Here is a 529-nt window from a genome sequence, read left to right as displayed (position 1 = left end):
CAGTTGATGTTGCGCATCGAGCAGATAGACGCGCGTATTGGCAATGGGACGGCCGATCGGCACCAGATTCGTTTCTTCAGGAAGGCATCGATACGCGGTTGCCCATACCGTCGCTTCCGTAGGACCGTATTCGTTATAGAGCGATACGGGTCGAGGCAGCGCCGAGCTTTGCCGCGCGAGATTCGGGGGACACGCTTCACCTGCGACGATGATCTCCCGAAGCTTATGCTCACCGCTCGACGACATACTGTCGAGAATGGCCTGACCGAGAGACGGGACACACAGTACGCGTGTGATGTCGCGATTCCGCATCAGCTTGATGATTGCGTTCGGATCCCTCGCAGTGTCGATATCGACAAGGGCGAGACTGCCTCCGTTCGTGAGCGTCCCGAAGAGGCCGGCGACAGAGCTGTCGAACGCGAGAGACGAAAGCAGCAGGAAGCGCTCGTTCGGCGCGCACTCATAGAACTGGTGCCGGGCGAAAGTGGATGCGGCCAGCGTCCGATGTTCGATCGCAACGCCCTTGGGC

Annotated in this window: 1 protein-coding gene; it reads right to left on the bottom strand. The window is 59.7% G+C overall.

Annotated elements, in window-relative coordinates; translation table 11 throughout:
• A partial coding sequence (locus BG61_RS38855) for an AMP-binding protein (RefSeq protein WP_035943835.1) occupies nucleotides 1-529 on the bottom strand: 529 nt, incomplete at both ends.

Origin of the sequence: Caballeronia glathei, assembly GCF_000698595.1 — a bacterium.
Lineage (GTDB): Bacteria > Pseudomonadota > Gammaproteobacteria > Burkholderiales > Burkholderiaceae > Caballeronia > Caballeronia glathei.
Note: the sequence above shows the minus strand (reverse complement) of the source record. Positions and strands in the feature narration are given on the sequence as shown.